General features: G+C 42.6%; 8 protein-coding genes. 4 read left to right on the forward strand and 4 right to left on the reverse strand.

Annotated elements, in window-relative coordinates; translation table 11 throughout:
- On the forward strand, positions 1 to 1,251 hold a 1,251-nt coding region (locus VNZ46_RS02465; protein WP_325558483.1), incomplete at its 5' end, for an OmpA family protein.
- Between the two features lie 137 nt (positions 1,252 to 1,388).
- On the forward strand, positions 1,389 to 2,396 hold the full coding sequence (locus VNZ46_RS02470; RefSeq protein ID WP_325558484.1) for an LLM class flavin-dependent oxidoreductase: 1,008 nt from the start codon (positions 1,389 to 1,391) through the stop codon (positions 2,394 to 2,396).
- Positions 2,397 to 2,408: 12 nt separating this feature from the next.
- Here VNZ46_RS02470 and VNZ46_RS02475 read toward each other — a convergent pair whose 3' ends face one another.
- A complete protein-coding gene (locus VNZ46_RS02475) occupies positions 2,409 to 2,921 on the reverse strand; it encodes a GAF domain-containing protein (RefSeq protein WP_325558485.1) in 513 nt (170 codons plus the stop codon).
- A 281-nt stretch (positions 2,922 to 3,202) separates the two neighbouring features.
- Here VNZ46_RS02475 and VNZ46_RS02480 point away from each other — a divergent pair, with 281 nt between their 5' ends.
- Entirely contained in the window at positions 3,203 to 6,730 is a 3,528-nt protein-coding gene (locus tag VNZ46_RS02480) for a gliding motility-associated C-terminal domain-containing protein (RefSeq protein ID WP_325558486.1), read from the forward strand.
- Between the two features lies 1 nt (position 6,731).
- On the opposite strand, the gene VNZ46_RS02485 is transcribed toward VNZ46_RS02480, so the two are convergent.
- Both VNZ46_RS02485 and VNZ46_RS02490 read right to left on the reverse strand, forming a co-directional pair.
- Entirely contained in the window at positions 6,732 to 7,742 is a 1,011-nt protein-coding gene (locus VNZ46_RS02485) for a type IX secretion system membrane protein PorP/SprF (protein WP_325558487.1), read from the reverse strand.
- Between the two features lie 42 nt (positions 7,743 to 7,784).
- Complete coding sequence (locus VNZ46_RS02490) at positions 7,785 to 8,159, reverse strand: response regulator (RefSeq protein WP_325558488.1); 375 nt, start codon at positions 8,157 to 8,159, stop codon at positions 7,785 to 7,787.
- A gap of 74 nt (positions 8,160 to 8,233) precedes the next feature.
- On the opposite strand from VNZ46_RS02490, the gene VNZ46_RS02495 reads away from it, so the two are divergent.
- The gene (locus VNZ46_RS02495; RefSeq protein ID WP_325558489.1) at positions 8,234 to 8,422 is read left to right on the forward strand and encodes a hypothetical protein; all 189 of its coding nucleotides are present in this window, start codon (positions 8,234 to 8,236) and stop codon (positions 8,420 to 8,422) included.
- A 1-nt stretch (position 8,423) separates the two neighbouring features.
- On the opposite strand, the gene VNZ46_RS02500 is transcribed toward VNZ46_RS02495, so the two are convergent.
- Positions 8,424 to 9,377 (reverse strand): PAS domain S-box protein, encoded by a 954-nt coding sequence (locus tag VNZ46_RS02500; RefSeq protein WP_325558490.1) that lies wholly within the window; start codon positions 9,375 to 9,377, stop codon positions 8,424 to 8,426.
- Positions 9,378 to 9,574: the final 197 nt, after the last annotated feature.

Raw genomic sequence — 9,574 nt, forward strand, 5'->3', positions numbered from 1 at the left:
GTAAAGAAACTAAACATTCCCGGCAACAAGTTTAAGGAACTCGCTTCACCGGCTTTGCATCCAGATGGAAAGACAATGTACATTACGGTTTGGGATGTTAAAGGCACCCGGAAAATAAGCCGTCTGAACCTGACGAACGGAAGCTGGTCTGAACCGGCAGAACTGGGCATACAAGTTAATGCAGATGGCTACAATTCTATGCAGCCTTTTGTAACCAAAGATGGCCAGTATCTGATCTTTGCTTCGGACAAACCAGGTGGTCGTGGTAAATATGATCTTTGGTATTCGCCCATCAGAACAGACGGCAGTTTGGGTCAGGCCATTAATATGGGACCTATTGTCAATACTGCTGAAGACGACGAAGCTCCATACTATAATTCCAATACGAAGAAACTATTATATAGCAGTAATGGAAAGGTTGGAATAGGCGGACTGGATTTTTATGAAAGCGAAGGCAATTTTGTAAGCTGGACAGAACCGCGCAACCTTGGTTTTCCATTTAACTCGTCTAAAGATGATCTTTACTTTACACCTTCAAATGATGATGATACCGAGGGTTACATCAGTTCAGACAGAGCGTCTCTTTGCTGCCTGGAAATTTTCCACCTGAAAACCAATTACCTCACAATACAAGGTACTTTACTGGACTGTAAAACAATGAAGCCTCTTCCAGGGGCTGTGGTTACCTTAACCGACTCACTGACCAAGCTCAAGTATACTACAGACAGCGAAGGAAAGTACAGGTTCAAAATCGGCTCTAACCGAAAAATAAAACTTTTGGCAGAAAAGCAAAATTACTTTGCAAAAAGTGTTGTGTATACATATGATACTTTATCCAGGGCAGATACTCTTTTCAGCCCGGAGCTTTGCCTGACACCTTTCAAGAAAGATGTTCCTATTATTCTTAAAGATGTATATTATGCTTTTGATAGTGATCAGCTGACTGATGCTTCCAAAGCCGTACTGGATCAGCTGTATACTATTATGGTAGACAATGAAACGATAGAGATAGAATTAAGCGCCCATACAGATAACATAGGAACCGCAGCCTATAACCTGGATCTTTCCAACAGAAGAGCTAAGTCTTGTGTAGACTATCTGGTGAGCAAAGGAATACCTGCAAGCAGGATGACCAGCAAAGGATATGGTTTCAGCAGGCCGATTGCACCGAATCAATTCCCGGATGGAAAAGATAACCCTGCCGGTCGCCAGCTGAACAGAAGGACTGAATTCAAAGTCACCAAACAGTAAAAACTAAATGCCCGCTCCTAAGCCTTTCCTCCTCCAGGAAAGGCTTTTTTGTTTTCCGTGTGGATTTAAAGTCATATCCCCAGAATTGGACAGTTTTAAGATAAATAGGCCGTAATTTTGTACCGACGTTAAACGATATGAAAAAATCACTGACCTCTATTCCTTTTTCCGTACTCGACCTGGCTACCGTCATTGAGGGGAAAACACCAGCAGATACTTTTAAAAATAGTCTTGATCTCGCCCAGCATGCAGAAAGTTGGGGTTACCATCGGTACTGGCTCGCAGAACATCACAATATGATCAGTGTAGCCAGTTCTGCTACTTCTGTTGTTATCGGACATATTGCGGGTGGAACAACTTCTATCCGTGTGGGTTCAGGAGGAATCATGTTGCCTAACCACTCTCCCCTCATTATTGCGGAACAGTTTGGAACACTGGAGTCCTTGTATCCCGGCAGGATTGACCTTGGCTTGGGCCGTGCACCTGGTACGGATCAGCTGACCGCCATGGCCATCCGGGGCGAGCGCTTTAATGCGGCAAACAGCTTTCCTCAGGATGTATTAAAGTTGCAGGCTTATTTCTCTTCTGAGAACAGTACGAGCAGTGTGAGGGCAATCCCCGGAGAAGGTCTGGACATTCCAATCTGGATTCTTGGATCCAGTACCGACAGTGCAAGACTTGCCGCCGCATTAGGTTTACCTTATGCTTTTGCCAGTCATTTTGCTCCGGCACAATTCCTGACTGCGATTAACTTATACCGTCAGAACTTCAAACCTTCCGAACATCTTAAAGAACCTTATGTTCTGGCTTGTGTAAATGTAATCGCAGCAGATACAGATGCAGAGGCGAACAAACTGGCTACCTCTCTTTATCAATTGTTCAGAGGGATTGTGACCGGAAAACGAAGACTTTTGCAACCACCGGTAGAAAGTATGGATGACATCTGGACGGATTATGAAGAAGAACAGGCCAGTCAAATGCTCGCTTGTACCTTCACCGGCAGTAAAGAAACTATAGCAAATGATCTGCAGCAATTTCTGGATCAAACCCAGGTAGATGAAATTATGGCCACTGCTCATATCTTTGATCACCAGGCAAGGCTCAGGTCTTATGGCTTGCTTGCTGAAGCGATGAGTGGCAAATAGCTCTGCTATCTGCTAATCAGGATCTGTGCGTTTTTCCAGTTCAGCTCTGACTACCGCGGCAATCCACTCCAGTTTTTTTTGCTCCCTGTAACTGAAAGTCCTTTTGGTCTTATCCACAATGCATACCGCACCGATATTAAAACCTTCACTGGTCGTTATTGGTGCTGCCGCATAAAAACGCAGATCCGTATAATCGGCAATCCATGGGTTCATCATTAAGAAAGGATCTTTTACTGCATCTTCAAAAACAGTAATACGATCGTTCAAAATTGCCAGTGAGCATAAACTCATACCCCGGGCAGTGATCTGCCCGTTCTCCCCTTTCTGATCTGCTTTTGTCCATACGTTATCTTTATCCACAAAATTGATCATGGCCACCGGAACCTTTAGCAAGGTTGCCGTCACCGCTGCAAGCTGATTGAAGATGACTTCAGACTGGGTTCCGAATATTTTATACTTTTTCAGGTTTTCTAATCTTTGTTCCTCATTTGGCGGAAGTATAGCTGTATTAAATATATTTTCCATCTCCTTTAGTTTAATGATCAGTTAACTATCTGAAAACAATTACCATACCTCATAAAACCATATTCCATTGCCTATCCAAAAAAAGGTCAAAGCACTGGTTCAGATCACATTTCACCTAAAGGACCTTTTATGAAATAAGAGAAACTAAGCCTTGGCTTAGGGCAATTTGAGTAGTAAATTACCCAACTCTACCCAGTTATATTTCCAGACTGGAAATCAAATTTTCAACCCGGTAAAGTATCTTTATATTTAAATTGTATTTTGGTCCTTTAATCTAAGTTATGCGCTGTTCTAAATTCACTCTCCTGCTGCTGCTGGTACTCAGTTTCGGTAAAGCTTTTTCCCAGACATTAACCGTAAGCTCTAATGCCGACAGTGGCCCGGGTACCTTAAGAGCAGCCCTTGAAAGCATTCCTTCGGCCAATACCGCCAACAGCTACGTGATCCAGTTTAACTTATCGGGATCTGCAACAGATGCCAACCGAACCATTCGGCTCAGATCGGCCTTACCCGTTATACCATCCAATGTCGTGATCGATGGAAGTTCACAGAATTGGCCCGCTTTAGGTGTATCTGGCGCAAAGATCATCCTGGAACCAGAATTTCCGGGTTCCAGTTTTTCAGGCCTTCGGATTGGCCAATATCAAACCAATAACCTTCAAACTAAAGGCGTGGAAATCTACGGGCTGTACCTGAGGAATTTTGCCACCCTTACGAGCCTCCAGAATTTAAATACAAATCAGGGTTCTGGAATTGTAGTCGACTACCGTGCAAACAACATTAAAATAGGTGCTCCGGGAAAAGGCAATGTAATTTGTGGGAATATCAATGGCATACTTATTCAAAACTCCACATATTACGAAATAAATCCCCTGACCGATATTTCTATTCAGTCTAACCTGATTGGAATCATGTATGATGGGTATACGGCCAACCCAAATATGACCGGAATCTCGGCCAGTTTGTACGATTGTGCTTTAACCGTTGGAGGGGATAATACCGGCGAAGGGAATGTGATTTCTGCCAATCAATATAACCTGAACATCAGCAGGTACAACTATTACACCAGCACCGGCCGTTTCAATATTAATATTATTGGCAATAAGATCGGTACAGATTACAGCGGAACAAAGGACTATCATGAACTTCCCCTGTTTCTCTCCTCTTCTTCTCTCGAAATTTATGGGATAAAGCTCAATGCCCAGTCTACCAATTTATTTATCAGAAATAACATCATTTCCGGCAACAGGACCTGGGGGATAGCCATTGCAAATGCAGACTTTACCCTCACAGGTAATTCCATTGGTACGGGTGTTTCAGGCACAGAAGAACTTGGAAACGGTGGAGGGGTTCGCATAGAAGATGGTGCTACCGGCAATATCGGTGGACCAACGCCAGCAGAAACCAACCGCATTGGGTACAACGGCTACGGAATAGAGAGTATCTCCTTCAAACCAGTTAAAATTACACGGAACAGTATGTTCTGCAACAGAATTTTTGGAATTGGTAAAGCTCTGAACAATTTTCAGCCCTATGTCCAAATTCTTAAAAAATCACCTTCCTCCGTTTCAGGACGAGCAACCCCAAATTCTACGATAGAACTTTTCTATACTCAAAATTGCCAGGGCTTTTGTGAAGGTAAAACTTATATTGGAACAGTACCTGCAGGAAGTGATGGCAGGTGGCAATATACGGGTACCATCAACGGAAGCGTAACGGCAACTGCAAGTTTACTCAATGCCACCACCTCTCCTTTTTCCACAACAGCCTTGCTGGAAAATGAGGCCGTAATAGAACCGGTGACCTGCAAAGCCAACGGATCCATTAATATCCCTGAGCCCCGGGAAGGGATTACTTTTACCTGGAATAAGATCATTAACAATATCAGAACACCATTGGGGCACGATCAGAAGATCACGAACCTCGACGTTGGTTCTTATGAGGTGATCATTGACGATGGCTGTAAATCCACATCACAAGTATTTGAAATCAAAGACCAGAAACTTACAATTCCGGAAATAGAACCTGTGAATCCTCAATGTGGCCAGCGTAGCTTTACATTTAAGGCCAATGTATTCAGAGGAAAAGGGGTTATCCAGTATGAATGGCACGATGCCCAGGGTAAAGTTGCTGAAGGGCAATCCGTAAATCTTCCGGAGGGCTCTTATAAGGTGGTGGTGACGGATGAGGCGGGATGCAAACAGGAATCTGTCTTCCTGACGATAAAAAGAAAACCTGCACCACTTTTCGATTTCAACACCATGGATATTACCTATGCAGCCTGTGGCAAGCAGAACGGTTCGGTAAAAAACATCAAGGTTACAGATCTTACGGGTACGGCAAGCTATCAATGGTATACTTACGATCAGAGAAAAGGCGTTATGGGTCCTGCAATTTCGGGGCAGACCAGTCTGGATCTGGAAAATGTAGCTGGCGACCTTTACTACGTCCTTGAAGTATCAGATCAGGGCACCTGCTCTCCGGCAAGAACTCAGCCTATTTATATTCCGGTCTACAATTCTGTCACCATTAGTGCCGGACAGATTACTCATGTAACCTGCAGTGGTAATAATGGTGCAATAGAGCAAGTCCTTATCGGAGAAGCCAACCGATACGAATGGTTTGATCCATCCGGACAAAGTATAGGCGGGATGAAGAATTATGATCCGGCGACTCCTCCTTCATTGAAAAACCTGAGCCCGGGCACCTACAAGCTGGTGGCCAGCAACAGTAATACCCCATGCACGAATTTCAATTCCTTTATTGTCAACCAGATCCCCAAAACCGAATTCAATTTTAATCCCTCTATTCAACCGGCTACCTGCGATCAGGACAATGGCAGCATCATATTAAGCTATAATCCTGGCTCTCAGAGACCAACCAGATATAAATGGGTAGAATCCACTCTATTTACAGAGGTCAGTGGAACGAACAGTGAGTTAAGAGACCTGAAACCAGGCAGCTACACCTTCTTTACTTACGACATTAATGGCTGCGAGACTACTTTTGGTCCTTACGTGATCAATAAAATTCCTCTGCTGGTTGTTGAGCCTTCAAGTGGCAAAGCAGTAAATGACGGTTGCAGTTTATCCAGAGGATCAGTAACTGGTATCGTTGTACATGGTGGTATTGAACCCTATAGCTTCAGCTGGAAAAACGAAGCCGGTGAGCTTGTTCAGACCACCCAGCAGCTCATTAATGTACCTGGCGGAAAATACCAGCTTACACTAAAAGACAACACCAGCTGTGGCCTGGCAACCAGTGAATGGTTTACGATAGAAAATCCTTCTTTTATAATCCCCCCACCTGTAGTTAAAGACTTGAGGACTTGCTACGCCACGGAAATCATGCTTCCTGTAATCGCACCGGAAGAAGGAACTTATCAACTCTTCTCCAATCTGGATGATGACATGCCAACGCTCGAAACCAAGAATGGAAAGTTCATTTTTAAAATTGCGAAAACTGCAGATTATTTTATCAGGCGCAAATTAGGGAGCTGTGTGAGTAACTTCACCAAAGTCCACGTGGAAGTCACCAATGATAACCTGGAAGTGATGAATACCATGACACCCAACGGAGATGGGCTAAACGATACCTGGGTAATCAAGGGCTTACCCGAACATAGTGATTACAACATTAAACTGTACACCCGCAGCGGGCAGCTGGTTTATGAATCTATAGGAAAATATACTAAACCTTTTGACGGGAATTTCAGAGGTAAGGAACTACCTGCTGGTGTGTACTATTTTAAAATAGATCTCAGAGCGGATTGTAATCCCCTTGGCGGCAGTTTAACCTTGCTAAGGTAATTTAAAACTGCCTGGTAGAACATTTGACCTGGTACCGGTTATTCAGCAAAAGGCCAATGACGATTTCATGAGTCCCGTTGTTTACAGACCGGAGTGCTGAAGTAGACACATCGTATGAATAGCTCAGGTTGATCAGGGAAGCAAAATTGACCCCTGCTAAAAAGGAAAAAGAATCGTTGTTTCTATAACTGCCGCCAATCCAGAATTTATCCTGATAAGCCAGCTTTAAATTTCCATCTATTGCCGAAGGCGCATTTAACCAGTAAGTAAGCAATACTGAGGGAATGGCTGCAATATCTTCGTCTACAAAAAATTTATAGCCGGCGGTTCCATATATCACGGGTTGCTGGTAAGCAGAGTAATTAATTTCCTTATTCACCACTTTATGCTGGTAACCTAATAATTGTTTTGCTGATCCACCCAGGAAAAATTTTGGACTGTACAACCAGAATCCGACTCCTACATCCGGACGGATCCGGTTGTTGTAATCAGCAGACAACAGCGGGTCAGAAACCTGATCTACCCTTACGTGGTCAACGTCTATATTTAAGGAAGAAAAGCCACCTGAAACGCCAAGCGCCAGATTCACTTCTGTGCTCAGCCCAAGATGATAAGCATAACTTGCACTCACATTCGTTTGCCTCAATCGCCCTGCGCGATCTGACAATGCATAAAAGCCGATACCATGATGGGGCTCTGCGGAGGTATAGGTATTGATATAACTTCTACTTAATGGATTTTCTCCATAACCAGAAAAGGAATTCACAGAACTTCTTACAAAATCATCCCCTATAGGAGAATGAACAGAAATGTAACTGGTTACCGGAGCCCCCTCCAGACCTGTCCATTGTTTCCTGTACCCCATTTTTACGTCTATATAGTTGTCTATACCGGTAATTGCCGGATTGATCAGATAGGTATTGAAAATGTACTGGGAAGACCTTGGCATCTCCTGTGCATAAGAACATAGAGCTGCAAGCAACAGAAACAGGAGGGCATTAAATATTTTCATCTTGCTAAAGTTAGCAAGTTGTATCCTCAAAAAAATACATTTCTAAAAAATATAACTTCCTTCGAGTAAATTTTTCGTTTTTTTCAATAAGACCTGCATATCAAAAGGTTTTTCAAGATAATCAGCATTGTTTAGATTTTCCCGCAGGATATAATCTTCTTTAAAACCTCCTGAGGTAAGCAGAACAGGAATATGTGCCGTAGAACTTCTCGATCGTATTTCTTTAAAGATCGCTCTCCCGTCCATGCCATCCAGGCGGATGTCCATCAGAATCAGGTCGGGTTTAAACTCTTCTATAATTTTGAATATAGGTCTTCCTGTCATTAAAGGAAAAACTTTATAGTGATGGGCTTCTAATACGGCTTGAAAAACATCCAGTACATCAGGATCATCTTCAACAATAAGGATTCGTGTCATATGAATTATGCATTTCTACAACATTAATGCCAGCCCGAAAAAAAACTCTATACTTGCACCGTAATTTTCAGAATATGATTAAAGAAGAACAAATAAAAATGATAGCTGAAACCCTTCTGCCTGGCTTTATCCCTAAGGATCGGGATGAAAAAGAGCTTACCTTTCATTTTACGGTGCCTCCGGGTCAGTCTTTCAAAGTCTTTTTTGAAAGAAAAAATAGTTCAGAATGGAATTGGAAAGGTTATGAGCCTGAAGAAAATTAAATCAGGGGGTTCTGTCTGCAATATTAACTATAATTGCATCCAGTTCTTTAGCTGAACTGGCTAAGTGCTGAAGCATCACATCATAATCACTATCCGGACCATAGTCTTTGATCAGGTCTACCAATGCCATAATCCTGGCCAATGGTGCTCTAACCATATGAGATTGTATCCAGGCAATTTCTTTAAATTTTTTATTCTGATCTTCTATCGCCCTGATATATTCTTTTCTTCTGGTAATGTCTTCCATGGCGCCTATAGCCCGGATAGGACTGCCACTTTCGTCAAAGAGCACAAAACCCCTGTCAAATACATATCTGTAACTCCCGTTACCGCACATGAAACGGTATTCATCCTGCCAGCGTTCTATTTTCTGATCAATATGTTCCTGGATTTTAAGCACTACCCTTTCCCTGTCTTCGGGGTGAATATGATCGTACCTCCAGGACATCGTTGTTGTGTGATTAATAATACTTTTATGCCCGAATATTCCCTTAATTCCTCTGTTCCAGATAATGCTTCCAGAGGTTAAGTTCCAATCCCATATGGTATCACTTGTCGCTTTGGAAACAATATTAAACCGCTCTGAGCTTTCCAACATCTTTCTTTCACTTTCAATCCGCTCTGTCAGATCTGTTACAAGCTCAAGTTCCCCTTTCTTTTCCTGAAATTCTACAGGATTACTGACAACATGTGTATACACGCGTTCGCCGTTTTTCTTTTTCAGCAATTGCGTTTCCTTATCAAGTCCGTTCAGGATCAGGTGCTCAATAGTTTTATCTCTCGGCTGTCCCTCCCTGACTTTAAGATCGTCCACAGTCAGTCCCAGAAATTCTTTACGACTATATCCGAAAAGGTGCATTGCAGCCTCGTTCACATCTAAAAAAAACCTCGTATTGATGTCAAATATCCACATTGGCAATGGAGACAGCTGGAATAGGTCGATGGTAGATGTCATTCTTAGCGTATGCGATATGTGATTTAAGATCACTGTAATGATACAAAAAATACATTTATAAAAAAAAAGTGTTATAACAAACAACCCTTTCGAAAATTCACGAAAGGGCTGCAGGATTCAATGTCTTATTCAGGACTTATTTTGTTTCTGAAGCAAGTTTTAATGCATTGTAAGTATTAACAATGCCACCAGTAACA

Source organism: Pedobacter sp., assembly GCF_035566355.1.
GTDB lineage: Bacteria > Bacteroidota > Bacteroidia > Sphingobacteriales > Sphingobacteriaceae > Pedobacter.

Coding starts and splice junctions, on each gene's coding strand:
- VNZ46_RS02470 (WP_325558484.1), top strand. CDS start 1,389: ATGAAAAAATCACTGACCTCTATTCCTTTTTCCGTACTCGACCTGGCT.
- VNZ46_RS02475 (WP_325558485.1), bottom strand. CDS start 2,921: ATGGAAAATATATTTAATACAGCTATACTTCCGCCAAATGAGGAACAA.
- VNZ46_RS02480 (WP_325558486.1), top strand. CDS start 3,203: ATGCGCTGTTCTAAATTCACTCTCCTGCTGCTGCTGGTACTCAGTTTC.
- VNZ46_RS02485 (WP_325558487.1), bottom strand. CDS start 7,742: ATGAAAATATTTAATGCCCTCCTGTTTCTGTTGCTTGCAGCTCTATGT.
- VNZ46_RS02490 (WP_325558488.1), bottom strand. CDS start 8,159: ATGACACGAATCCTTATTGTTGAAGATGATCCTGATGTACTGGATGTT.
- VNZ46_RS02495 (WP_325558489.1), top strand. CDS start 8,234: ATGATTAAAGAAGAACAAATAAAAATGATAGCTGAAACCCTTCTGCCT.
- VNZ46_RS02500 (WP_325558490.1), bottom strand. CDS start 9,377: ATGACATCTACCATCGACCTATTCCAGCTGTCTCCATTGCCAATGTGG.